This is a genomic window from Erwinia sp. OLFS4 (assembly GCF_002752165.1).
Taxonomy (GTDB): Bacteria; Pseudomonadota; Gammaproteobacteria; order Enterobacterales; family Enterobacteriaceae; genus Izhakiella.
Genome location: NZ_MOMB01000055.1, coordinates 37,798 through 61,276 on the forward strand (window position 1 = coordinate 37,798; position 23,479 = coordinate 61,276).

Genomic DNA, 23,479 nt, shown 5'->3' on the forward strand with positions numbered 1-23,479 from the left:
GGTAGTCCAATTCTGGTACAAAATGGCCCACGAACACGATATTAGCGTGATTTCAGGATATCTATGAGCAAGAGCACTGCGGAGATTCGTCAGGCGTTTCTCGACTTTTTTCATGGCAAAGGCCATCAGGTGGTAGCGAGCAGCTCCCTGGTTCCCCATAACGATCCCACTCTGCTTTTTACCAACGCAGGGATGAACCAGTTTAAAGACGTTTTTCTTGGCCAGGATAAACGCGCTTATTCACGCGCCACCACTTCGCAACGCTGTGTTCGGGCCGGCGGCAAGCATAACGATCTGGAAAATGTAGGCTATACCGCACGTCATCATACCTTCTTTGAAATGCTGGGTAATTTTAGCTTTGGTGATTATTTTAAGCAGGAAGCGATTGCCTTTGCCTGGGAGCTGCTGACCGCGCCACAATGGTTCAATCTGCCCAAAGAACGGCTATGGGTGACGGTCTATGAGACCGACGATGAAGCGTATGATATCTGGGCGAATGAGATTGGCGTGTCCGCGGAGCGCATTATTCGTATTGGCGATAATAAAGGCGCCGCTTATGCATCAGATAACTTCTGGCAGATGGGCGATACCGGTCCTTGTGGCCCTTGTTCAGAGATTTTCTACGATCATGGCGACCACATCTGGGGTGGCCCTCCCGGTAGTCCGGAAGAAGATGGCGATCGTTATATCGAAATCTGGAACATCGTGTTTATGCAGTTTAATCGCCAGGCCGACGGCACTATGCAGCCGTTACCTAAGCCTTCCGTTGATACCGGTATGGGGCTTGAGCGTATTTCTGCCGTTTTACAGCACGTTAACTCTAACTATGAAATTGATCTGTTCAGCAAGTTAATTAAGGCCGTTGCTGAGGTGACCGGAACAACCGATTTAGCCAATAAATCGCTGCGTGTGGTTGCCGACCATATCCGATCATGTGCGTTTCTGGTTGCCGATGGTGTTATCCCATCAAATGAGAACCGCGGTTACGTATTGCGGCGTATTATTCGCCGCGCGGTACGTCACGGTAATATGCTGGGGGCAAAAGGCACATTTTTCTGGAAGCTGGTTGCGCCGCTAATCGATGTGATGGACAGCGCCGGTGATGACCTCAGACGTCAGCAAGCGCAGGTTGAGCAAGTGCTGCGCAGCGAAGAAGAGCAGTTTGCAAAAACCCTGGAGCGTGGTCTGGCGCTGCTGGATGAAGAACTGACAAAGCTGGAAGGGGACACCCTGGATGGTGAAACGGTTTTCCGCTTGTATGATACCTTTGGTTTCCCGGTGGATTTGACCGCTGATGTATGCCGTGAGCGTGATCTGAAAATTGATGAACAAGGGTTTGAGCGCGCTATGGCGCAGCAGCGTCAGCGCGCCCGTGAAGCCAGCGGTTTCTCCACCGATTACAGCAGTGTGATCCGGATTGATGAATCCACCCGTTTTAATGGCTATGAACAGCTTGAGGCTGATGCCTGCGTGAAGGCTATCTTTGTTGACGGGCAGGCAACCCAGCAGATCGCCGCTGGCCAGCAGGGTGTAATTATCCTTGACCAGACGCCATTTTATGGCGAATCTGGCGGACAGGTTGGTGATAGCGGCGTTCTGCAGGCTGGCAATGCCCGTTTTACCGTCACTGATACGCAGAAATATGCTCAGGCATCGGGCCATATTGGCACGCTGACCAGTGGCCATCTGAAGATTGGCGATCGCGTGAATGCGCAGGTTGATGCAGCGCGTCGTGGGCGTATTCGTCTTAATCATTCGGCGACGCATTTACTGCATGCGGCTTTACGGCGCGTGCTGGGAGATCATGTGGCGCAAAAAGGCTCGCTGGTAAACGACAAATATTTGCGTTTTGATTTTTCTCATTTCGAAGCGATGAAACCGGAAGAAATCCGCCGGGTGGAAGATATGGTTAACGAACATATCCGCCTTAACCATGCGGTGACAACCCATATTATGGCGCTTGAAGATGCTAAAGCGCAGGGTGCAATGGCACTGTTTGGCGAGAAATATGACGAGCGCGTGCGGGTACTGAGCATGGGTGATTTTTCCACCGAGCTTTGCGGCGGAACCCATGCCAGCCGGACCGGTGATATTGGTCTGTTCCGTATTCTCAGTGAACAGGGTACGGCGGCCGGGGTACGACGTATTGAAGCGGTAACCGGCGAAGGGGCGATGAAGCAGGTTCATTCGCAAAGCGATCAGCTACAGGATGTGGCTCAGCTGTTAAAAGCGAATAACAGCAACCTGACTGATAAGGTCAGGGCGGTGATTGAGCATGCTCGTTCGCTGGAAAAAGAATTACAGCAGTTGAAAGATCAGCAGGCTGCGCATGAAAGCGCGTCACTGAGCAGTAAAGCAATTGATCTTAATGGCATTAAATTGTTAGTGACTCAGCTGGACGGTACCGAGCCGAAAATGTTGCGTACCATGGTTGATGATCTGAAAAATCAGTTGAAGTCCGCGGTCGTTGTGCTGGCGACCGTGTCGGAAGGTAAAGTGTCACTGATTGCCGGTGTGACCAGGGATTTAACCGGACAAATTAAAGCCGGTGAGCTGATTTCCGAATTAGCTCAGAAGGTGGGGGGTAAAGGTGGCGGGCGGCCCGATATGGCACAGGCCGGAGGCAACGACGTTCAGGCACTGGCAGGGGCTCTTGCCAGCGTTGAATCCTGGGTTAAAGCAAAAATGTAACACTATAAAAAAACGTACTGGGGGGACGTAACAGGGCGCTTACTACAGCCTGTTGCCCGTTATGTGCCCGTAAACAAAGTCAGGTGGTTGTTGCGTATTTCGGCTAAACTATGTATCAGCAGAATGTATTAGTGAGAGGATGCACTTTTGGTGTATTTGTCATAAGCTACATTAAGCGTTATTTGATGGATAATGCCGGGAGACGGTAAACCCGACTCTATTAATCTTTCAAGGAGCAAAGAATGCTTATTCTAACTCGTCGAGTTGGTGAAACCCTCATGATTGGCGATGAGGTGACTGTAACGGTCCTGGGCGTTAAAGGTAACCAGGTGCGCATTGGGGTCAATGCGCCGAAAGAAGTGTCTGTTCACCGCGAAGAGATCTATCAGCGTATTCAGGCTGAGAAGAGTCAGCAAACGAGTTACTAACCTATTCTGCGCCTCGCAAGTTGATGCGAGGCGCTGCTTTATTATTATTCATTTCTGCTTTTTTCCCTGCCGGTGTCACCTCTTTTTTTTCCGCACACGCGGCGGATAAACCTGCTGTCTTCGGTGAGTTTTATGTTGATTCTTCTCTGTTTTTGCCGGGAAAATATTCTGATTGCGTGGCTTTTGTGCAATCAAACCTGGCGGGGGAAAAAATGTTTGACTTATAAGTCCGGGAAAGTAATATGTGCGCCACGCAACGCCGATGAACGCTTTCTGGTTCTGAAGCGAAACGTTTCAGAGTAAGTGTGGTGAGGTGGCCGAGAGGCTGAAGGCGCTCCCCTGCTAAGGGAGTATGCGGTCAAAAGCTGCATCGAGGGTTCGAATCCCTCCCTCACCGCCATTTGATGCATCCGTAGCTCAGCTGGATAGAGTACTCGGCTACGAACCGAGCGGTCGGAGGTTCGAATCCTCCCGGATGCGCCACTCTCTGGCAGTAAGCATACCCTGCAAAAAGTCAAAACGTTGTGCATCCGTAGCTCAGCTGGATAGAGTACTCGGCTACGAACCGAGCGGTCGGAGGTTCGAATCCTCCCGGATGCGCCATATTTTGCCAGGTACCGTCTTTGCGAATCACTGCGCGGCTCACTATCATCTGCCTGAAGACACCCTCAGGATACTTTCTCAGTAACTGATGCTGTTGTTATCAATGTTATAATGCATCCGTAGCTCAGCTGGATAGAGTACTCGGCTACGAACCGAGCGGTCGGAGGTTCGAATCCTCCCGGATGCGCCACTGAATACTTGCCGGTTAGCCTATAGACCGCTTGCCGCTAACATCAATATCCTGCAAAAAATCAGACAGTTCTGTCCGCCTTTCCGATAATTTTACGGTAAATTCCTGCTTTATTTTATCCATCCCGTTCAGGCTGACGTTTGCATTTATTTATGCAGGCAGCGCTGTTGAACAGACAGGTCAATTCCCACTTGCTGTATAAGGCATTTGCTGATCCATAGCAACGGCGACAATACCGGCTAAGTAAGTTAAAGTATGCACTCGTTTAAGCGATGGGCAGAGTATGATGTATGATCACTACGCAGGCCTGATATTTGATATGGACGGCACCCTCCTTGACACGGAGCCAGCTCACCGTAAAGCATGGCAGGTTGTGCTGGCACGTTACGGTATCCGTTTTGATGAACAGGCGACGGCTGGTTTAAACGGTTCCCCCAGCTGGCGTGTTGCCCAAGCGATTCTCTCCTGGCATAACCTGGCACAGGATCCTCACCTGCTGGCACGTGAGAAAACCGATATAGTTAAAAGCATGCTGCTGGAAACGGTACAACCTTTACCTCTGGTGGAGGTGGTTAAGCGCTATAAGGGTCGTCGTCCTATGGCGGTAGGTACCGGTAGCGAGCATGCGATGGCTGACGCTTTGCTACATCGACTGGGGTTACATGATTACTTCGATGTTATTGTCGGTGCGGATGACGTGACAAAACATAAACCTGAACCGGATACCTTTTTACGTTGTGCCCGGCTGATGGGCGTGGCCGCAGATCGTTGCATCGTCTTTGAAGATGCCGATTTCGGCGTCCAGGCGGCGCACGCGGCTGGCATGGACGTTGTGGATGTGCGTCTGATGTAACCCTGTGTATTACAACAGGGCGACCTGAATATATTGCGGGCTGTGGCTATTTTCGCTGTGCCAGCCGGCAGTGGGAACCGGCAACGAAATAATGCCGGCAATCATGGCCGCAGGAATGAGATGAGAGCGTAGGACAATTGCATGGATTCGCTAAACTCTGATGCTGCAGTTAACATTATGCGTAATAAAAATAACTTAGTCACTGAGCAGGAGGTCGCGTTGATCCCGGACGTATCACAGGCGCTTTCCTGGCTGAAAGCACACCCGGAAGCATTGAAGGGCATTGGCCGGGGTATTGAACGTGAAACTTTACGTGTGCAGGCCGATGGGCATCTTGCTGTAACCGGGCACCCTGAAAACCTGGGCGCCGCGCTGACACATGACTGGATTACGACAGATTTTGCCGAGACGCTGCTGGAGTTTATTACCCCGGTTGACGGTGACGTTGAGCATTTACTGACTTTTTTACGGGATATCCATCGCCATGTTGCCCGTGAACTGGGCGAAGAACGCATGTGGCCATTAAGTATGCCCTGCCTGATTGAACAGGGACAGCACATTGAACTGGCTCAGTATGGTCGTTCTAACCTTGGCCGGATGAAAACCCTTTACCGTTCCGGATTACAGCATCGCTATGGTGCGCTAATGCAGATTATTTCCGGCGTACATTACAATTTTTCTTTGCCAGTCCGTTTCTGGCAGGCATGGGCCGACGTTAAAGATGCTGACAGCGGCAAAGAGGCCATTTCTGCCGGTTATTTACGGGTTATTCGTAATTACTATCGCTTTGGCTGGGTAATTCCCTATCTGTTCGGCGCTTCACCGGCGATATGCCCGTCTTTTTTACAAGGCAAAGCCAGTACCCTGCCGTTTGAGAAACACAAGGGGATGCTCTATCTGCCATATGCAACCTCACTGCGCCTGAGCGATTTAGGCTATACCAATAAATCACAGAATAATCTCAATATAACTTTTAATAATCTGCAGGGTTATGTCGAGGGACTGAAGCGTGCCATTCAGACACCTTCAGAAGAGTTTGCCGCCATTGGGGTGAAGGATAAACAGGGCAACTGGTTGCAGCTTAATGATAACGTTTTGCAGATTGAAAATGAGCTTTATGCGCCGGTACGACCGAAACGCGTCACCCGCTCGGGTGAAGCGCCTTCTGATGCGCTAACCCGCGCTGGCATTGAGTATATTGAAGTCCGCTCGCTGGACATCAATCCCTTTTCACCGATTGGGATTGATGCCAGTCAGGTGCGTTTTCTTGACCTGTTTTTAATCTGGTGTGCGCTGGCCGATGCGCCAGATATGAGCAAGGAAGAATTGCTTTGCAGCCGTAAAAACTGGAACCGGGTTATCCTTGAAGGGCGCAAGCCGGGCTTGTTGATGAGCATCGGCTGTGACGATAATCAGCGCCCGCTTGCGGCAATGGGTAAGGCGTTGTTCGACGATTTCCGCGCGATAGCCCGGATTCTCGACAGCCAGCAGGGCAACGATGTTTATCAGCAGGTGTGTGATGTGCTGGTTGCCAGTTTTGACGATCCGCAACTGACTTATTCCGCGCGCATTCTGCATGCAATGAAAGATAACGGGATTGTTGGTACCGGGCTGGCGCTGGCAGAGCAATATCGCCATATGCTGACGGAAGAGGCGCTGGAAATTCTTACCCCGGATATGTTCAGTCAGCAAGCGACAAATTCGCGCATGAAGCAGAAAGAAATGGAAGCCAGTGATACACTGAGTTTTGAAGACTATCTGAAAAGCAGAAAGTAAAAAAAGAAAAGGCCACGAAATCGTGGCCAAACTAACATCTCTGTTGACAGGGATGAGATGATGATAACAAATGCGCGTCTTTCATAGAGTCAGACCGACGGTGATGAGAAAAGTTCACCGTCCCGTAAATAATTTTTAGCTGAGGTGATCACATGCCATTGCTGGACAGTTTTACCGTTGACCATACCATCATGGCCGCACCCGCTGTGCGTGTCGCAAAGACCATGAAAACGCCTCATGGCGACACCATTACCGTTTTTGATCTGCGTTTTTGCAAGCCCAATAAAGAAGTTTTGCCAGAACGCGGTATTCACACGCTGGAACATTTGTTTGCTGGTTTCATGCGCAATCACCTTAACGGTAACGGTGTTGAAATCATTGATATCTCTCCGATGGGTTGCCGTACCGGTTTCTATATGAGCCTGATAGGTACGCCGGATGAGCAGCAGGTTGCCAGCGCGTGGAAAGCCGCAATGGCCGACGTGCTTAAAGTGACGGACCAGAATAAGATTCCGGAGCTGAACGAGTTTCAGTGCGGCACCTATAAAATGCACTCACTCGATGAGGCAAAGGATATTGCAAACCATATTCTCAGTCATGACGTCGGCGTGAACCATAACGAAGAGCTGGCGCTGCCAAAGGAAAAACTGAAAGAGCTGCATATTTAGTTTTTCGCACACACGTTAAAAAGGACTCTGCGGAGTCCTTTTTGTTTGCCGTGCGTTTTCAGGAGCCAACGGATTGCTGCAGGGGTTTTTGTGGCGTAATACGCACCTGTCTGACCATGTTATCCTGTACGTCGAGGATATTAATGGCGTAATTTTTTACCTGGACTGTGGTACCTGCCTGCGGGATCTCTTCCAGCGCTTCCAGCAGCATACCGTTAACGGTACGGGCTTCATTCTCCGGCAGCGTCCAGTTAAACGCTTTATTCAGTTCGCGGATGTTAGCGCCACCTTCAATTAATACTGAGCCATCGTTTTGTGGCATCACCTCTTCAGCCAGCGTCGGTGACATTGAGGTGGTAAAATCACCGACAATTTCTTCCAGAATATCTTCGATGGTGACCAGCCCTTTAATATCACCGTATTCATCAACCACCAGGCCGACTTTCTCTTTATTTCGCTGAAACTTCACCAGCTGGACGCTTAACGCGGTGCCGTCAGGGACATAATAAATTTCATCGGCGGCACGCAGCATTAACTCTTTGGTGAATTCTTTTTTTTCCGTCATCATACGCCAGGCTTCACGGACGCGCAGCATGCTGATAGTGTCATCCAGGCTGTCACGGTAAAGCACGATACGGCCGTGAGGTGAATGAGTCAGCTGGCGAAGTATTGATTTCCACTCATCATTAATATTAATGCCGACAATTTCGCTGCGCGGCACCATCACATCTTCAACCGTGACCTTATCAAGATCGAGCACCGACAGCAGCATATCCTGATTGCGCCGCGACATCAGAGAGCGGGATTCATGGACGATAGTACGCAGCTCGTCTTTGCTGAGGGCGGCACTGATTGCGCCTTCGGCTTTAATGCCGACCATGCGCATTAACCATCGGGCAATGGTGTTTAACAGCCAGACCAGCGGGAGCATCAGCTTTTGTAAGGGTCCCAACAGCCAGCTGCTGGGGTAGGCGACTCTTTCGGGGTAGAGTGCCGCAATGGTTTTAGGTAAGACTTCAGCAAATACCAGAACCACAAAAGTCAGAATGCCGGTGGCAATAGCAACACCCAGATCGCCATACAGTCTCATGCCGACAATGGTGGCCAGTGAAGAAGCCAGAATATTTACCAGGTTATTACCAATCAGCACCAGACTTATCAGACGGTCCGGCCGGCGCAGTAATTTTTCAACGCGGCGTGCGGCGCGATTACCATTCTTTGCCCGGTGACGCAGCTTATAGCGATTCAGTGTCATCATGCCGGTTTCCGAACCGGCAAACCAGGCGGACACAATAACCATCACTACCAGCGTGATAATCAGTGTGGTCGTCGAAATATGTTCCAAGGCTATAATTCCATGCTGTCGATCATCAGGATGTCAGGAAGTGTTGTAGCATACGGCTGCCAAAATAAGCCATGGTGAGCAGAAATGCACCACTGCAATTGAACCAGACAACGCGGCGACCGCGCCATCCTTCATGATAATGACCCCATAGTAATACCACGTAGACAAACCAGGCGAGGATAGAGAGCACGGCTTTATCAACATTTTCCCGGTTGAACAGGTTGTGCATATAAAACAGGCCGGTGCACAGTACCAGCGTCAGCAGAACCACCCCGACCTGAGTGATATGGAACATTTTACGCTCGATACTCATCAGCGGTGGAATATCGCTGCTGAACGCCAGACGCTTGTTTTTTAGCTGGTAGTCAATCCAGGCCAGTTGCAACGCATAAAGCGCAGCAATAATCAGCGTAGCGTAGGCAAAAAGCGCAAGGCCAATATGGACCATCATGCCGGGGGTTGTTTCCAGATGGGTGATAAATGCATTGGGAACAAAGGTGGCAAAAGCCAGGTTTATCAGCGCAAAGCTGTAGACAATAGGCAATAAAAGCCAGCCGCGATTGCGCGATGCCACAATAGTCATGATGGCGCAAATCAACAGGCTCACCAGCGAGCCAATATTCAGCAGGCTAAGGTTCTGACCATTGCCAAAAGCAAAGATACGCTGTTCCAGCGCCACTGCATGACAAATCAGCGCCAGAATCGCTGAGATAATAGCCAGTCGTCGCCAGCCACTGTTTTTACGCAACAGCGTGGGAATAATTAATGCCAGGCTGGTTGAGTAGGCAAACAGCGCCACAATCGCAAATACGAACATAAAAGTTGTCAGGTACTCGCCAGATAACGAAAAAAACAGTATAGCGCCAGCACCGTCTGGCTCCAAACGATCTCAATGCAGATGGCTGAGATTGCCATGCCTTCATGTTATAATCCGTCATTATGTCGCTATAGCGCCTATTCTGCATATACTGAGCGAGAGACAATGTTTGATAATTTAACCGATCGATTGTCGCAAACGTTGCGCAATATCAGCGGCCGTGGCCGTCTGACTGAAGAAAATATTAAAGAGACGCTGCGTGAAGTGCGTATGGCGCTGCTTGAAGCTGATGTCGCTTTACCTGTGGTGCGTGAGTTCATTAATCGGGTGAAAGAGCGCGCGGTGGGTCATGAGGTCAATAAAAGCCTGACCCCGGGACAGGAGTTTGTCAAAATCGTCCGCAACGAGCTTGAAGCGGCGATGGGGACCGAAAATAATAGCCTCGCCCTCAATGCTCAGCCGCCGGCAGTGGTGCTGATGGCGGGTTTGCAAGGGGCGGGTAAAACCACCAGCGTGGGTAAACTTGGTAAATTCCTGCGTGAAAAGCATAAAAAGAAAGTGCTGGTGGTTTCCGCGGACGTTTATCGTCCCGCTGCAATCAAACAGTTAGAAACGCTGGCACAACAGGTTGAAGTCGATTTCTTTCCTTCAGACCTCAATCAGAAACCGGTTGCTATCGTAACGGATGCGTTGCAGCAGGCCCGGCTGAAATTCTACGACATCCTGCTGGTTGATACCGCTGGTCGGCTGCATGTTGATGCAGCGATGATGGATGAAATCAAACAAATTCATCACGCTATAAATCCGGTTGAAACGCTGTTTGTTGTTGATGCCATGACCGGCCAGGACGCGGCGAATACGGCCAGGGCATTTAATGAAGCGCTGCCGCTTACGGGTGTTATTCTGACCAAGGTTGATGGTGATGCGCGCGGTGGTGCGGCGCTGTCAATTCGCCATATCACTGGCAAACCTATCAAATTCATGGGGGTTGGAGAAAAAACCGAGGCGCTTGAACCTTTTTATCCTGATCGCATTGCCTCACGTATTCTTGGAATGGGCGATGTCCTGTCGCTGATTGAAGATATCGAAAGTAAAGTGGATCGCGATCAAGCCGCGAAACTGGCAAGTAAGCTGAAAAAAGGTGACGGGTTTGATCTGAATGATTTTCTCGAACAGCTTAAGCAGATGCGCAATATGGGCGGTATGGCCAGCCTGATGGGTAAGTTGCCAGGTATGGGGCAGCTGCCGGATACGGTTAAGTCGCAAATGGACGACAAAGTGCTGGTGCGTATGGAAGCAATGATTAATTCCATGACCAACAAAGAGCGCGCAAAGCCGGAGATTATTAAAGGATCGCGCAAGCGCCGTATTGCTACCGGTTCCGGTATGCAGGTGCAGGATGTTAACCGCATGCTAAAACAGTTTGATGATATGCAGCGCATGATGAAGAAAATGAAAAAAGGCGGTATGGCGAAAATGATGCGTAACATGAAGGGCATGATGCCCCCGGGATTCCCCGGACGTTAAGCATAATCCGTTCTGGCGTGAAAAAGCAAAGCGTAGAGATTGCTTTTTTCGCCAAAATGAGTAAAATTTTCGGGCTTTTTATATGACACCCGGGCCCCGTTCCTCGATGGGGCCCGGTTGTTTTATTAACTGAAGAGGATGTTATGGTAACAATTCGTTTGGCACGTCACGGCGCTAAAAAGCGTCCGTTTTATCAGGTAGTCGTTACTGACAGCCGCAATGCTCGCAACGGTCGTTTCATCGAGCGCGTAGGTTTTTTCAACCCGATCGCTTCCGGTCAGGCTGAAACACTGCGTCTGGATCTGGACCGTATTGAGCACTGGGTTGGCCAGGGCGCTACGCTTTCTGACCGCGTTCACGTGCTGGTCAAAGAAGCAAAGAAAGCAGCTTAATCTGTTACGGTGGTAGTAATGAGCAAGCAACAAACCGATTTGTCTCCTGAAGAGCCCATCGTAATGGGCAAAATGGGAGCCGCATTCGGCATTCGTGGTTGGCTCAAAGTGTTTTCTTCCACCGAAGACGCCGAAAGCATTTTTGATTACCAGCCCTGGTTCATTCAGCGTGCGGGTAAGTGGCAGCAAGTCGAGCTGGAAAGCTGGAAACGCCACAGTCAGGAGATCATCATTAAGGTCAAGGGCATTGACGATCGTGATGCAGCAGCGCTGCTGACCAATTGTGAAATTGTCGTTGACGCAACGGTGTTGCCCTCACTGGAACAGGGTGATTACTACTGGAAAGACCTGATTGGTTGCAAGGTAGTGACGCTAAAAGGTTATGAACTGGGTCAGGTCGTTGATTTGATGGAAACCGGTTCTAACGACGTTCTGGTGGTGAAGGCAAATCTCAAAGATGCGTTTGGTGCAAAAGAGCGGTTAATTCCGTTTCTTGATGAACAGGTTATCAGGAAAGTCGATCTCGCTACTGGTTCTATTGAAGTAGATTGGGATCCTGGTTTTTGACCTCCGGATTCAATGGTAAAGCGGCGCAGACAATGTGGATTGGTGTTATCAGCCTTTTTCCCGAAATGTTTCGCGCGATTACGGATTACGGGGTAACTGGCCGGGCAGTAAAAAATGGCCTGCTTAGCATTCAAAGCTGGAGTCCTCGTGACTTTACGCATGACCGGCATCGTACTGTGGACGACCGTCCATATGGCGGCGGTCCGGGAATGTTGATGATGGTGCAACCCTTAAGGGATGCAATTCATGCAGCGAAAGCGGCGGCAGGGGAAGGTGTTAAGGTGATCTACCTGTCACCTCAGGGGCGCAAGCTGGATCAGTCCGGCGTATGCGAACTGGCGGCGAATCAGAAGATTATTCTGGTTTGTGGTCGCTATGAGGGTATTGACGAGCGCATTATTCACGCCGAAATTGACGAAGAATGGTCAGTCGGTGATTATGTGCTCAGCGGCGGCGAACTTCCCGCGATGACGTTAATTGACTCGGTTTCCCGGTTTATTCCGGGGGTCCTGGGAAAACAAGCGTCAGCAGAAGAGGATTCCTTTTCTGAGGGGTTATTAGATTGTCCGCATTATACCCGCCCTGAAGTGCTGGAAGGCATGGAGGTACCGCCGGTATTATTGTCGGGAAACCATGCGGATATCCGTCGCTGGCGCCTGAAACAGTCGCTGGGCCGAACCTGGCTGAGAAGACCTGAACTTCTGGAAAACCTGGCTCTGACTGAAGAGCAAGCAAGGTTGTTGCAACAGTTCCAGCGTGAACATCAGCAACAGCATAACGATGAGAGGGACGAACAGGCGAAGCCTGATCCAACCTGAATATCAGTTTACCCAGGATATGAGATTAAATTATGAGCAACATTATTAAGCAAATTGAACAAGAGCAGATGAAGCAGGACGTACCTTCTTTCCGTCCGGGTGATACCGTGGAAGTGAAAGTATGGGTTGTTGAAGGTTCTAAAAAACGTCTGCAGGCATTCGAGGGCGTGGTTATTGCAATTCGTAACCGCGGTCTGCATTCTGCATTCACTGTTCGCAAAATTTCTAATGGCGAAGGTGTTGAGCGTGTATTCCAGACGCACTCACCGGTCATCGACAGCATCAGCGTTAAACGCCGTGGTGCCGTGCGTAAAGCCAAATTGTATTACCTGCGTGAGCGTACTGGTAAGGCTGCTCGTATTAAAGAGCGTCTTAACTAAGAGCGCGCGTAAGCGACATCTCAATGTTAATAATCAAAAAGGGGCTAGCTTAAGCTGGCCCCTTTTTTTATCGGTAACCGCAGACAATCAGGCCAGTAATTCTCTGGCATTGTTACGCGGCGCCAGATACCTCTTTCGCCTCAGCCGCCCGCTGAGGCGATCCGATTCTGGACAGGCGCAGGGGCGGGCGAAAAATAGCAAAACCATAACTGTAAAATAAATTTTACACCATCATTTTTTGTGTACTCAATTATCATTATGATTTTTAATGAAATTAATTTATAATTTATCTGCTTCTATAAAAGTGGCCATTTTTATGTACATATATCTGGCCGATATTGTATCAATTGTGGTACATTTCTTTATCCCATCGGGGGCAAGGGTAAAGGCATAACACCTAATGACAGGGCCGCAATCATGCAGAAAGACGCAGTGAATAATATCCATATTGCTGAAGAACAAATTTTAATCACACCTGAGCAGCTAAAAAATAAGTTTCCGCTCAGTGCCGGACTTGAAGCGCAGATCACCGCTTCGCGCCAGACTATTGCTGATATCATTGCCGGGCGCGATCATCGTCTGCTGGTCGTGTGTGGGCCCTGTTCTATTCATGACACAGACGCTGCTCTTGATTATGCCCGCCAGTTAAAAACGCTCGCTGATCAGCTGCAGGATCAGCTGTATATTGTCATGCGCGTTTATTTTGAAAAACCCCGCACTACCGTAGGCTGGAAAGGGTTAATTAACGATCCTTACATGGATAACTCTTTTGATATGGAAGCCGGTTTGCACATAGCACGCCAGCTTCTGCTTAATCTGGTCAGTATGGGTCTGCCGCTGGCCACCGAAGCCCTGGATCCTAATAGCCCGCAGTACCTTGGCGATCTGTTCAGCTGGTCGGCCATCGGCGCGCGTACAACAGAATCACAAACCCACAGAGAAATGGCCTCCGGTCTTTCAATGCCGGTTGGTTTTAAAAATGGTACTGACGGCAGTCTGGGAACAGCGATTAACGCAATGCGTGCTGCCGCCATGCCGCACCGTTTTGTTGGAATAAACCAGTCTGGTCAGGTTTGCCTGCTGCAAACCCAGGGGAACCCTGACGGTCATGTGATTTTACGCGGCGGGAAATCCCCTAACTATGGTCCGCAGGAGGTTACGCAGTGCGAAAAAGAGATGTTACAGGCAGGATTGCGTCCGGCCTTAATGATAGATTGCAGTCACGGTAATTCTTATAAAGACTATCGTCGTCAGCCCGGCGTAGCAGAATCTGCCGTCGCGCAGATCAAAGATGGTAATCGTTCGATTATGGGACTGATGCTGGAAAGTCATCTTAATGAAGGTAATCAGTCGTCTGAACAAGCACGTTGTGACATGAAATATGGTGTTTCGGTGACGGATGCCTGCATTAACTGGCAGACAACCGAATCACTACTGCGAGCAATTCACCAGGATTTACAAGGTGTCCTGACGGCACGTCTGGCATAAGAGGCATAAAAATGGTGGCTGAATTAACCGCACTGCGCGATCGGATCGATGAGGTTGACAAGGCTTTGCTGGACTTGCTGGCAAAGCGCCTGGCGCTGGTTGCGGAAGTCGGTGAAGTGAAAAGCAAGGCCGGGCTGCCTATTTATGCGCCGGAACGTGAAGCGACAATGCTGGCTTCACGTCGTCAGGAAGCCGCGAGACTGGGTGTTCCCCCTGACCTGATTGAGGATGTGCTCAGACGCGTCATGCGTGAATCCTACGCCAGCGAAAATGACAAAGGGTTTAAAACCATGAATCCGGCGCTGCGTCGGGTGGTTATTGTCGGTGGCAAAGGACAAATGGGGCGATTATTTGAGAAATTGCTCACGTTGTCAGGTTACCAGGTTGCCATCCTCGATAAAGATCAGTGGGATGACGCAGATAGCCTGTTAAGGCAGGCCGGCATGGTTATTGTCAGCGTGCCTATTCATCTGACCGAGCAAGTGATTGCTCAGTTACCGCCGTTAGCCAAAGATTGTATCCTGGTGGATATTGCTTCTGTTAAAAATGGGCCGTTGCAGGCGATGCTGGCCGCCCACGCTGGACCGGTACTGGGGTTGCATCCAATGTTTGGCCCGGATACCAGCAGCCTGGCAAAGCAGGTTGTCGTCTGGTGTGACGGACGTCAACCGCAAGCGTATCAGTGGTTTCTTGAACAGATTCAGGTATGGGGCGCGCGTCTGCATCGTATCAGCGCCAGTGAACACGATCAGCATATGACCTTTATCCAGGCACTGCGCCATTTTGCAACTTTTGCATATGGCCTGCATCTTGCGGAAGAGAATGTTGAACTGGAACAGCTGCTGGCTCTGTCATCACCGATTTATCGTCTGGAACTGGCGATGGTCGGCCGATTATTCGCCCAGGACCCCCAGCTTTATGCCGATATTATTATGTCGTCTGAAAACAATCTGGCGCTGATAAAGCGTTATTATCTGCGTTTTGGCGAGGCGATTGCATTGCTTGAAAAAGGCGATAAGCAGGCTTTTATTCACAGTTTCCGCAAAGTTGCCCGCTGGTTTGGCGATTATGCGCCCCGTTTCATGATGGAAAGCAGGGCGATGTTACGAGCGGCTAATGACAGCCGCCAGTGATAAAAGTGCGCTTTCTGCGTCCGCACCGCGGCGAATTATCCCCGGTCTACCGGTACAACGTTCTCGCTGGGATAGCAGCCGAGGACTTTCAAAAAGCGCGTAATAGCATGCAGCTCATGCAGCGCTTTTTTCATGGCCTCTGAGCGCTGGTTTTCCTGCACATCAATGTAAAACATTTCCTCCCACGGATTGCCATGGATTGGCCGGCTTTCCAGCTTACTCATAATCAGATTATGGTTACGCAGCACCAGCAGCGCTTCAACCAGCGCCCCGGCCTGCTGACCGGTCGCCAGCAGCAGTGTGGTTTTAGCCGGCACCTGCGAGGTCACTTCTACTGCTTTGCGCGCGAGAATAATAAAACGGGTGATATTCTGCTGCTGATTTGCCAGATCACGTTCCAGCACTTGCAGGCCATATAGCGCACCGCCAGCTTCACTGCCAAGTGCTGCTACCTGCGGGCTGTTGATACTGGCGACTTTTTCCATTGCCGCTGCGGTACTTTCCGTATACTCAATTTTCCATTGCGGAAAACGTCTAATAAACTGGCTGCATTGCTGAAAGGGCTGGGGATGGCTGTAGATGGTTGAAATCTGTTGCAAGTCGGTGGCACCAGAGACCAGCACACAGTGGTCTATGGGAAGCGTCAGTTCACCAACAATGGACAGGCTGGTATTTTGCAGCAGATCGTAAACATCATTAATTGATCCGGAACTGGTGTTTTCAATCGGCACAACGGCATAATCGGCGTGACCAGTTTCAACTTGTTGAATAATTTTATTAAATTTAAGACATCCGCATTCTGCGATCTGTTCAAAATGGCGTGCAGCATATTTACGGGCCGCAATATGCGACCAGGAACCTTTCGGACCGAGGAACGCAATACGTGCGCTGCTCGTACCTGTCTGATTAAGGTGTTGTTGTAACAGAGTCTGTTGAGTAAGCACCGAATCTTCAATAATCTGCTGAAAAATCTGGGTAATGTAATGTGCATCCAGACCCTGTCGTTTTCCTTTTTCAATCAGCTTTTCCAGCAGTTCACGTTCCCGGGCGATGTCGCGTACCGGACGCTGAGTAAGCATTTTGGCATTTGCCACTTCAACCGACAGTGCGCGTCGTTCGGCAAGGAGTGCCAGTAATTTTTCATCCAGCGCAGTGATTTTATCGCGTAATGACAGTAAGGGTTTTTCTGTGCTCATAGCGTTTAGTTACCTTCCAGCTGTTCAAAAAAAAGCCTCCCTGGTGGGAGGCTTTATTATTCGTCTTCGCATTGTTACTTTCACGACGAAAGGCCTCCCGTTCAGGGGAAGGTAAAAAACAATGCGAAGAAGAACAGGTTAAGTTGCATGTGTCTGACGTTTTTTGTGGTGACGGTAGGGAACAATAACCTTGTTAAAAAACAGCTGTCAATAAAAAACGCGCCCGCAGGCGCGTTGCATGACGGTAAACAAGCTATTCGCTCAGACTCAGATCCTTAACGCTGCTATAAGCGCGTCTGGCTTCACCTTTGTGCTGCACTTTATTCAGCTGTTTTTCCAGCTTGTTGATGAGATCGTTAATGGCAGAGTACATGTCGGTATGTTTGGCACTGGCAACCAACGGGCCGTTGGGGGTATTAATAGTGGCATCTGCAACAAATTCGTTAGATTCTTTCGACAAAACAATGTGTGGATTGATCAGCTGCGTTTGCCATTTTTCCAGTTTAGCCAGGCGCTCCTCGACATGGTGGCGGATAGCTTCAGTAATCTCCATTTGTTTACTGGTAATGTTCAGAATCATTGTACTTACCTCTCTGTCATTTCCGTCCGGGTAAAGCCAGAATAGCGCCAGAAACAGGCAAATGTTTGATCTTGATCAAAAAATGAGGTCACTTTTTGTCAAGGAAATGAAATATGTGAAAAGGCTCGGTTAACCCGGTTTTAGCCCTTGAACTTCATGTCCCGCACTGACATAGTTGACGGGATAAGCTGTTTTTTATATGAAAAACCGGTGTATTAAGCAGCAAAAAGGCAGCCCGCGGGCTGCCTTTTTGCTGGCACAGACCGCATTAGCGGGTGCGGTTGGCTGCAATCAGCTTCGCGACTTTGTCTGCTTCGCCGTTAAGCTGCATCTGGCGATAGGCGTTTTCCATCAACGGCAACGCAGATTGCGTTGCTTTAGTATCCGGGTAATCTTTCAGCATCTGTTCTACGCGGTTAACGACGGCGACATAAGCGCCGCGCTTAGTGTAGAATCGTGCCACGGATAACTCATATTTCGCCAGACGATCTTTCAGCGAAACCAAACGCATTCTGGCGTCATTGGCATACAGGCTACCTGGATAACCGCGTAGCAACTGCGTGAAATCACGGAATGCGGCATGGGCATGCTCCGGATCGCGATCGGAACGATCGATACCAAAGAAGTTCTGCAGGGCGCTGTTATCCATTGCCATGTCGGTCAGACCACGCATGTAAATAACGTAGTCAATATTGGGATGCGTGGGATTCAGACGCATAAAGCGGTCGATAGCGGCTTGTGCCAGCGGGAGATCGCCGTTTTTGTAATATGCGTAAATGAGATCCAGCTGCACCTGCTGGGAATAAGGACCAAACGGATAGCGGTTATCAAGAGCTTCCAGTTGCGTAATGGCGCCTTTAAAGTTACCGTCCTGCAGCTTTTGCTGGGCCGTGGCGTAAATCTCAGCAGGCGGGCTGTCTGGCACCGTCTCTTTGGAGCCGGAACAGCCGGCAAGTGCCAGGCTAAGCGTGGCTGCAACCACCAGATATTTCATACGCGTCATGACGATTTGATTATCCTCAGAGTGTTATTGCGGAAGCTATCCGTTAAGCTTCCGGAAGTGACCAAGTACGATAGCACAATATATTAACGGCAATGCCGTGAAAACCCAACGTTAACGAAGAAGCTGTTTATGGCACAACAAGTACAACTCACCGCAACGGTATCCGAATCACAACTTGGACAACGCTTAGATCAGGCTTTGGCCGAATTGTTCCCTGATTATTCACGTTCACGCATAAAAGAGTGGATTCTGGATGGCCGCATCCGGGTAAATGGCACGGTTGCCGACACACCAAAAGTGAAGGTGCTTGGCGGCGAGCATATTGAAATTGATGCGGCGATAGAAGAAGAAACACGCTGGCAGCCGCAAAATATCGCGCTTAACATTGTCTATGAAGATGATGATATTCTGGTAATTAATAAACCCCGCGATCTTGTGGTGCATCCTGGCGCCGGTAATCCCGATGGTACGGTACTGAACGCGTTGTTATATCACTACCCGCAGATTGCTGAGGTTCCGCGTGCTGGCATTGTTCACCGGCTTGACAAAGACACTACCGGATTAATGGTGGTTGCTAAAAGTGTGCCTGCACAAACCCATCTGGTGGAATCATTACAATTACGCGAAATCACTCGCGAATATGAAGCGGTGGCAATAGGTAACATGACGGCAGGGGGGACGGTTGAACAGCCGATTAGCCGTCATGCCAGCAAACGCACCCATATGGCGGTTCATCCGATGGGCAAACCGGCGGTCACGCATTATCGCATTATGGAACATTTCCGCGCACATACCCGCTTACGTCTGCGTCTTGAAACTGGCCGCACCCATCAGATTCGTGTGCATATGGCGCATATTAATCATCCTCTGGTGGGTGATCCGCTATACGGTGGTCGGCCACGGCCGCCAAAAGGAGCATCTGACGCTTTTATCACTACGTTGCGGCAGTTTGACCGTCAGGCGCTGCATGCAACGATGCTGCGCCTCTACCACCCTGTTAGCGGTATTGAAATGGAGTGGCATGCCCCGATACCTCAGGATATGGTTGATCTGATTGACGCACTGAAGGCAGATACTGAGGCGTTCAAAGATCAGCTGGATTGGCTATGAGCTTACTTTTTCCGCAGTGGGACGCACCGGCCTCCGTCCATGCCTGTAGTACCATGCGGCAGGGGGGATTCAGCCTGCCACCGTGGGATTCTTTTAACCTGGGAATGCATGTCGGAGACGATGACGGACACGTATTACGCAACCGCCAGCACTTAATCCAGCTGGCGGGTTTGCCATCATCTCCTGTCTGGCTGGAACAGGTACATGGTACCTCGGTGCTTACGCTGCCAACGTGGCAGTCAGTCTGCGTTGCCGATGCTGCTTATACGCGTACACCAGACACTGTTTGCGCAGTAATGACGGCAGATTGTCTGCCGGTTCTGTTATGTTCGCAGCAGGGGGATGAGGTTGCGGCCGTGCATGCTGGCTGGCGCGGATTGCTGGCAGGGGTTATTGAACAAACCCTGAAAAAGTTTGCGGCGCCGGCGCATCAGATTCTGGCGTGGCTTGGGCCAGCTATTGGTCCTGGGGCATTTGAAGTCGGGGCCGAAGTGCGCAATGCCTTTATAGCTGAAAACCCGTTAGCGGCAGCGGCTTTTGCCGCGGCAGGCGATAAATTTTATGCCGATCTCTGGCTGCTGGCACGTCAGCGCCTGTCGCTTTCTGGTATTACCACTATCAGCGGCGGTGGCATTTGCACCTATCAGCAAACTGGTCATTTTTTCTCCTACCGGCGCGACGGAATTACTGGCCGTATGGCAACTTTGATTTGGCTGAGCTAAATTAGCGGCCTAAGACGATCCAGGTTGGTGTTTTTTCCAGCAAAAAAACGGGTCAATAATCTTGAAAATTTGAGGACAGACCTCATCTAATCTCCAGTAGCAATTTTGACCTGTAGGGGGAAATTATGCGCCTGGATCGTCTTACTAATAAATTCCAGTTAGCTCTTGCCGACGCCCAGTCTTTAGCACTGGGACGCGATCATCAATTTATTGAACCACTGCATCTGATGAGTGCTTTGCTTCATCAGGAAGGCGGGTCTGTCGGTCCGCTTCTGACGACGGCCGGCGCTAATATCGCCAGCCTGCGTAGCAGTATTGAACAGGCAATCAGCCGCCTGCCTCAGGTTGAGGGCAGCGACACCGATGTTCAGCCTTCCGCCGATTTGGTTCGTGTTCTCAATAATTGCGATAAGCTGGCGCAAAAGCGCGGCGATAACTTTATTTCATCAGAACTGTTTGTGTTGGCTGCCCTTGATTCCCGCGGGTCGCTGGCTGATTTGTTGAAATCAGCCGGTGTAACCAGCGACAAGCTGACGAAAGCCATTGAGCAAATACGCGGGGGGGAAAACGTGAACGATCAGGGTGCTGAAGACCAGCGTCAGGCGTTAAAAAAATATACCATTGACCTTACTGAGCGTGCAGAACAAGGCAAACTGGACCCGGTTATTGGGCGTGATGAAGAGATTCGCCGGACTATCCAGGTTTTACAACGGCGCACAAAAAACAATCCGGTGCTAATTGGTGAACCCGGGGTGGGTAAGACGGCAATCGTTGAGGGACTGGCACAGCGTATTATCAACGGTGAGGTGCCGGAAGGCCTTAAAGGGCGTCGGGTGCTGGCACTGGATATGGGGGCATTGGTGGCCGGTGCTAAATACCGTGGTGAATTTGAAGAACGTCTGAAGGGTGTACTTAATGACCTTGCCAAACAGGAAGGCAACGTTATTTTGTTTGTTGACGAGCTGCACACCATGGTTGGTGCCGGTAAAGCTGATGGTGCCATGGATGCCGGTAATATGCTTAAGCCTGCGTTGGCGCGTGGCGAATTGCACTGCGTGGGTGCCACAACGCTGGATGAGTATCGCCAGTATATTGAAAAAGATGCTGCGCTGGAGCGACGTTTTCAGAAGGTTTTTGTCGCCGAACCCAGCGTGGAAGATACCATTGCTATTTTGCGTGGCCTGAAAGAGCGCTATGAGCTGCACCATCATGTGCAGATCACTGATCCGGCCATTGTTGCTGCAGCGACGCTGTCGCATCGTTATATTGCCGACCGCCAGTTGCCTGACAAAGCGATTGACCTGATTGACGAAGCCGCATCAAGCATTCGCTTGCAGATCGACTCGAAACCAGAACCGTTGGATCGGCTTGAAAGACGCATTATCCAGCTAAAACTGGAACAGCAGGCGCTGAAAAAAGAATCTGATGAAGCGAGCGTTAAGCGTCTGGATATGCTTGAGGAAGAGTTGACGCAAAAAGAAAAAGATTACTCAGAGCTGGAAGAGGAATGGAAAGCGGAAAAAGCTTCGCTTTCCGGTACTCAGACCATTAAAGCACAACTGGAGCAGGCGCGGATCGAGCTTGAACAGGCCCGTCGTCAGGGGGACCTGGCACAGATGTCTGAACTGCAATACGGCAAAATACCCGAGCTGGAAAAACAGCTTGCTGCAGCGACTCAGTCTGAAGGGAAGACGATGAAGTTGTTACGCAATCGCGTAACGGACGTTGAAATTGCCGATGTGCTGGCTCGCTGGACCGGTATCCCGGTTGCCCGCATGATGGAAGGAGAACGCGAAAAACTGTTGCGCATGGAGCAGGAATTACATCAGCGGGTGATTGGCCAGGATGAAGCTGTTGAAGCCGTGTCTAATGCGATTCGCCGCAGTCGTGCCGGACTTGCCGATCCTAACCGACCCATTGGCTCGTTTTTGTTCCTTGGGCCAACGGGTGTGGGTAAAACCGAGCTCTGCAAAGCGTTGGCTAACTTCATGTTTGACAGTGATGATGCCATGGTGCGGCTTGATATGTCGGAGTTTATGGAAAAACATGTTGTCTCGCGGCTGGTGGGTGCGCCCCCGGGATATGTGGGTTATGAAGAAGGTGGCTACCTGACGGAGGCAGTGCGCCGTCGTCCTTATTCGGTGATTCTGCTGGACGAAGTTGAAAAAGCGCACCCGGACGTGTTTAACATTCTGTTGCAGGTGCTGGATGATGGTCGTCTGACAGATGGTCAGGGTCGGACGGTTGATTTTCGCAATACCGTGGTGATTATGACATCGAATCTTGGATCGGATCTGATTCAGGAACGGTTTGGCGAGTTGAATTACGGTGAAATGAAAACGCTGGTGATGTCTGTTGTTGGCCATCATTTCCGCCCGGAATTCATCAACCGTATTGACGAACTGGTGGTTTTCCACCCGCTGGGTGAAAAACACATTGCTTCAATTGCTAAAATTCAGCTGCATCGTCTTTACCAGCGCCTGGAAGAGCGCGGCTATGAATTACACATCAGTGATGCTGCGCTGCAACTTTTAGGCAAAAACGGTTATGACCCGGTTTACGGTGCCCGTCCGCTTAAACGGGCGATCCAGCAAGAGATTGAAAATCCGCTGGCACAGAAAATTCTTTCCGGTGCGTTTGTGCCAGGTAAGCCGATTTTAATGGATGTCAGCAACGGCAGTATCGTGGCTTCACAATAAATATCGGTGTTGCAAAAGGGCTCTTATCGGGCCCTTTTTTTCGTCTATACCGATCAGAACCTTATTGCTGATTGAAAAGTGAGCGAACGATTCTCTTTTTGCAAATAAAACTTGTCAGATAACGTCAGGTCCCTATAATGCGCCTCCACTGACACGGCATAGCGGCAACGCGGACCGGGTTGGCAGGAAGATAAAACGATTTATTTTCCGCTAAAGAAGAAGGAAAAAATCCTTGACTCTTCAGAGGGGTGACGTAATATACGCCACCTCGCGACAGCAGGCGTAATGCCGGTCGCAGCGCTCTTTAACAATTTATCAGACAATCTGTGTGGGCACTCGCAGGATTGATATGGCAAAACTATTTGCAGTATCAAGTCTTGAAGAGTGAACGCGTAAATTCATTACGTAACCGTCGGGTTTAAATACCGGACGGAGAGTTTAATTCTTTGAGCATCAGACACTTTTAAATTGAAGAGTTTGATCATGGCTCAGA

At 50.2% G+C, this 23,479-nt stretch carries 20 protein-coding genes, 4 tRNA genes and 1 other annotated feature; of the genes, 19 read left to right on the forward strand and 5 right to left on the reverse strand.

Annotated features, from left to right (window positions below; genetic code table 11):
- Positions 1-63: 63 nt before the first annotated feature.
- From alaS to luxS, 9 genes are all read left to right on the forward strand, one after another.
- Positions 64-2,691 (forward strand): alanine--tRNA ligase, encoded by a 2,628-nt coding sequence (gene alaS, locus BL249_RS13830; RefSeq protein WP_099705648.1) that lies wholly within the window; start codon positions 64-66, stop codon positions 2,689-2,691.
- A 242-nt stretch (positions 2,692-2,933) separates the two neighbouring features.
- The gene (gene csrA / locus BL249_RS13835; RefSeq protein ID WP_013574027.1) at positions 2,934-3,119 is read left to right on the forward strand and encodes a carbon storage regulator CsrA; all 186 of its coding nucleotides are present in this window, start codon (positions 2,934-2,936) and stop codon (positions 3,117-3,119) included.
- A gap of 307 nt (positions 3,120-3,426) precedes the next feature.
- Positions 3,427-3,519, forward strand: a tRNA-Ser gene (locus BL249_RS13845).
- Between the two features lie 6 nt (positions 3,520-3,525).
- Positions 3,526-3,602 (forward strand) — tRNA-Arg (locus BL249_RS13850).
- 43 nt (positions 3,603-3,645) lie between these two features.
- Positions 3,646-3,722: transfer RNA gene (locus BL249_RS13855), tRNA-Arg, on the forward strand.
- A gap of 113 nt (positions 3,723-3,835) precedes the next feature.
- Positions 3,836-3,912, forward strand: a tRNA-Arg gene (locus tag BL249_RS13860).
- Between the two features lie 286 nt (positions 3,913-4,198).
- Positions 4,199-4,765 (forward strand): fructose-1-phosphate/6-phosphogluconate phosphatase, encoded by a 567-nt coding sequence (gene yqaB, locus BL249_RS13865; protein ID WP_099705668.1) that lies wholly within the window; start codon positions 4,199-4,201, stop codon positions 4,763-4,765.
- A 177-nt stretch (positions 4,766-4,942) separates the two neighbouring features.
- Positions 4,943-6,541, forward strand: coding sequence for a glutamate--cysteine ligase (gshA, locus tag BL249_RS13870; RefSeq protein WP_099705669.1), 1,599 nt, complete (start codon positions 4,943-4,945; stop codon positions 6,539-6,541).
- A 152-nt stretch (positions 6,542-6,693) separates the two neighbouring features.
- Entirely contained in the window at positions 6,694-7,209 is a 516-nt protein-coding gene (luxS, locus tag BL249_RS13875; protein ID WP_099705650.1) for an S-ribosylhomocysteine lyase, read from the forward strand.
- Positions 7,210-7,267: 58 nt separating this feature from the next.
- Here the strand turns inward: luxS and BL249_RS13880 are convergent, their stop codons facing one another.
- Positions 7,268-8,554, reverse strand: coding sequence for an HlyC/CorC family transporter (locus tag BL249_RS13880; protein ID WP_099705651.1), 1,287 nt, complete (start codon positions 8,552-8,554; stop codon positions 7,268-7,270).
- A 25-nt stretch (positions 8,555-8,579) separates the two neighbouring features.
- Positions 8,580-9,371, reverse strand: a complete 792-nt coding sequence (locus BL249_RS13885) for a cytochrome C assembly family protein (protein ID WP_099705670.1) — start codon at positions 9,369-9,371, stop codon at positions 8,580-8,582.
- A gap of 165 nt (positions 9,372-9,536) precedes the next feature.
- Between BL249_RS13885 and ffh the strand changes: the two genes are divergently transcribed.
- The 7 genes from ffh to tyrA all read left to right on the forward strand — a co-directional run bounded on the left by ffh (position 9,537) and on the right by tyrA (position 15,676).
- Positions 9,537-10,898 (forward strand): signal recognition particle protein, encoded by a 1,362-nt coding sequence (gene ffh, locus BL249_RS13890; protein WP_099705652.1) that lies wholly within the window; start codon positions 9,537-9,539, stop codon positions 10,896-10,898.
- 143 nt (positions 10,899-11,041) lie between these two features.
- The gene (gene rpsP / locus BL249_RS13895; RefSeq protein ID WP_099705653.1) at positions 11,042-11,290 is read left to right on the forward strand and encodes a 30S ribosomal protein S16; all 249 of its coding nucleotides are present in this window, start codon (positions 11,042-11,044) and stop codon (positions 11,288-11,290) included.
- 18 nt (positions 11,291-11,308) lie between these two features.
- Positions 11,309-11,857: a ribosome maturation factor RimM gene (gene rimM / locus BL249_RS13900; protein WP_099705654.1), complete on the forward strand. Its 549-nt coding sequence runs from the start codon at positions 11,309-11,311 to the stop codon at positions 11,855-11,857.
- A gap of 32 nt (positions 11,858-11,889) precedes the next feature.
- Positions 11,890-12,675, forward strand: coding sequence for a tRNA (guanosine(37)-N1)-methyltransferase TrmD (gene trmD, locus BL249_RS13905; protein WP_099705671.1), 786 nt, complete (start codon positions 11,890-11,892; stop codon positions 12,673-12,675).
- Positions 12,676-12,707: 32 nt separating this feature from the next.
- Positions 12,708-13,055 carry a 50S ribosomal protein L19 gene (gene rplS, locus BL249_RS13910; RefSeq protein ID WP_099705655.1) on the forward strand — a complete coding sequence of 116 codons (348 nt, stop codon included), beginning with the start codon at positions 12,708-12,710 and terminating at the stop codon, positions 13,053-13,055.
- Between the two features lie 417 nt (positions 13,056-13,472).
- Positions 13,473-14,543, forward strand: coding sequence for a 3-deoxy-7-phosphoheptulonate synthase (locus BL249_RS13915; RefSeq protein WP_099705656.1), 1,071 nt, complete (start codon positions 13,473-13,475; stop codon positions 14,541-14,543).
- Between the two features lie 11 nt (positions 14,544-14,554).
- On the forward strand, positions 14,555-15,676 hold the full coding sequence (gene tyrA / locus BL249_RS13920; protein ID WP_099705657.1) for a bifunctional chorismate mutase/prephenate dehydrogenase: 1,122 nt from the start codon (positions 14,555-14,557) through the stop codon (positions 15,674-15,676).
- A gap of 35 nt (positions 15,677-15,711) precedes the next feature.
- On the opposite strand, the gene pheA is transcribed toward tyrA, so the two are convergent.
- The 3 genes from pheA to bamD all read right to left on the reverse strand — a co-directional run bounded on the left by pheA (position 15,712) and on the right by bamD (position 18,455).
- A complete protein-coding gene (pheA, locus tag BL249_RS13925) occupies positions 15,712-16,872 on the reverse strand; it encodes a bifunctional chorismate mutase/prephenate dehydratase (protein WP_099705658.1) in 1,161 nt (386 codons plus the stop codon).
- A 25-nt stretch (positions 16,873-16,897) separates the two neighbouring features.
- Positions 16,898-17,022 (reverse strand) — a sequence feature (Phe leader region).
- A gap of 103 nt (positions 17,023-17,125) precedes the next feature.
- On the reverse strand, positions 17,126-17,452 hold the full coding sequence (gene raiA, locus BL249_RS13930; RefSeq protein WP_099705659.1) for a ribosome-associated translation inhibitor RaiA: 327 nt from the start codon (positions 17,450-17,452) through the stop codon (positions 17,126-17,128).
- A 268-nt stretch (positions 17,453-17,720) separates the two neighbouring features.
- Positions 17,721-18,455, reverse strand: a complete 735-nt coding sequence (gene bamD, locus BL249_RS13935) for an outer membrane protein assembly factor BamD (protein WP_099705660.1) — start codon at positions 18,453-18,455, stop codon at positions 17,721-17,723.
- 129 nt (positions 18,456-18,584) lie between these two features.
- Between bamD and rluD the strand changes: the two genes are divergently transcribed.
- From rluD to clpB, 3 genes are all read left to right on the forward strand, one after another.
- Positions 18,585-19,565: a 23S rRNA pseudouridine(1911/1915/1917) synthase RluD gene (rluD, locus tag BL249_RS13940; protein WP_099705661.1), complete on the forward strand. Its 981-nt coding sequence runs from the start codon at positions 18,585-18,587 to the stop codon at positions 19,563-19,565.
- Positions 19,562-20,287, forward strand: a complete 726-nt coding sequence (yfiH, locus tag BL249_RS13945) for a purine nucleoside phosphorylase YfiH (protein ID WP_099705662.1) — start codon at positions 19,562-19,564, stop codon at positions 20,285-20,287. The genes rluD and yfiH overlap by 4 nt, the downstream gene beginning before the upstream one ends.
- Before the next feature lie 125 nt (positions 20,288-20,412).
- Complete coding sequence (clpB, locus tag BL249_RS13950; protein WP_099705663.1) at positions 20,413-22,986, forward strand: ATP-dependent chaperone ClpB; 2,574 nt, start codon at positions 20,413-20,415, stop codon at positions 22,984-22,986.
- The last annotated feature ends 493 nt before the right edge of the window (positions 22,987-23,479 follow it).

Excerpts from the sequence above, each read along its gene's own strand:
- BL249_RS13915 (WP_099705656.1), top strand. The coding sequence starts at position 13,473 with ATGCAGAAAGACGCAGTGAATAATATCCATATTGCTGAAGAACAAATT.
- rplS (WP_099705655.1), top strand. The coding sequence starts at position 12,708 with ATGAGCAACATTATTAAGCAAATTGAACAAGAGCAGATGAAGCAGGAC.
- rpsP (WP_099705653.1), top strand. The coding sequence starts at position 11,042 with ATGGTAACAATTCGTTTGGCACGTCACGGCGCTAAAAAGCGTCCGTTT.
- yqaB (WP_099705668.1), top strand. The coding sequence starts at position 4,199 with ATGTATGATCACTACGCAGGCCTGATATTTGATATGGACGGCACCCTC.
- trmD (WP_099705671.1), top strand. The coding sequence starts at position 11,890 with ATGTGGATTGGTGTTATCAGCCTTTTTCCCGAAATGTTTCGCGCGATT.
- rluD (WP_099705661.1), top strand. The coding sequence starts at position 18,585 with ATGGCACAACAAGTACAACTCACCGCAACGGTATCCGAATCACAACTT.
- rimM (WP_099705654.1), top strand. The coding sequence starts at position 11,309 with ATGAGCAAGCAACAAACCGATTTGTCTCCTGAAGAGCCCATCGTAATG.
- BL249_RS13885 (WP_099705670.1), bottom strand. The coding sequence starts at position 9,371 with ATGTTCGTATTTGCGATTGTGGCGCTGTTTGCCTACTCAACCAGCCTG.
- alaS (WP_099705648.1), top strand. The coding sequence starts at position 64 with ATGAGCAAGAGCACTGCGGAGATTCGTCAGGCGTTTCTCGACTTTTTT.
- bamD (WP_099705660.1), bottom strand. The coding sequence starts at position 18,455 with ATGACGCGTATGAAATATCTGGTGGTTGCAGCCACGCTTAGCCTGGCA.
- clpB (WP_099705663.1), top strand. The coding sequence starts at position 20,413 with ATGCGCCTGGATCGTCTTACTAATAAATTCCAGTTAGCTCTTGCCGAC.
- yfiH (WP_099705662.1), top strand. The coding sequence starts at position 19,562 with ATGAGCTTACTTTTTCCGCAGTGGGACGCACCGGCCTCCGTCCATGCC.
- pheA (WP_099705658.1), bottom strand. The coding sequence starts at position 16,872 with ATGAGCACAGAAAAACCCTTACTGTCATTACGCGATAAAATCACTGCG.
- csrA (WP_013574027.1), top strand. The coding sequence starts at position 2,934 with ATGCTTATTCTAACTCGTCGAGTTGGTGAAACCCTCATGATTGGCGAT.
- tyrA (WP_099705657.1), top strand. The coding sequence starts at position 14,555 with ATGGTGGCTGAATTAACCGCACTGCGCGATCGGATCGATGAGGTTGAC.
- raiA (WP_099705659.1), bottom strand. The coding sequence starts at position 17,452 with ATGATTCTGAACATTACCAGTAAACAAATGGAGATTACTGAAGCTATC.
- ffh (WP_099705652.1), top strand. The coding sequence starts at position 9,537 with ATGTTTGATAATTTAACCGATCGATTGTCGCAAACGTTGCGCAATATC.
- gshA (WP_099705669.1), top strand. The coding sequence starts at position 4,943 with ATGCGTAATAAAAATAACTTAGTCACTGAGCAGGAGGTCGCGTTGATC.
- luxS (WP_099705650.1), top strand. The coding sequence starts at position 6,694 with ATGCCATTGCTGGACAGTTTTACCGTTGACCATACCATCATGGCCGCA.